Here is a 255-nt window from a genome sequence, read left to right as displayed (position 1 = left end):
CAGTCATCCATAAAGATCTGAAGCCCGCCAATATCCTGATCCGCCCGCAGGGAGAGGGCTGGCAGGCCATGCTGGCAGATTTCGGCAGCGGGCGCCTGAGTGACCCGGCCCGGCTGATTGAGCTTGGCATCAGCGATCTGGGCTTGCAGGGGCCTCAGACCTTGCATCGCGACGTGGTGCAGGGAACCGCCTTGTATATCGCCCCGGAAATTCTGCGGGCGCAGCCTTCCACCGAGCGAAGTGATATTTATGCGC

The 255-nt window shown here is 61.6% G+C and carries 1 protein-coding gene; it reads left to right on the top strand.

The features are described from left to right. Nucleotides 1-255 (top strand): protein kinase domain-containing protein (locus PZA18_RS24825; RefSeq protein WP_407951224.1); only part of this gene is annotated, 255 nt, incomplete at both ends.

It is taken from the genome of Parachitinimonas caeni (genome assembly GCF_030129945.1).
Classification (GTDB): Bacteria; Pseudomonadota; Gammaproteobacteria; order Burkholderiales; family Chitinimonadaceae; genus Parachitinimonas; species Parachitinimonas caeni.
Note: the sequence above shows the minus strand (reverse complement) of the source record. Positions and strands in the feature narration are given on the sequence as shown.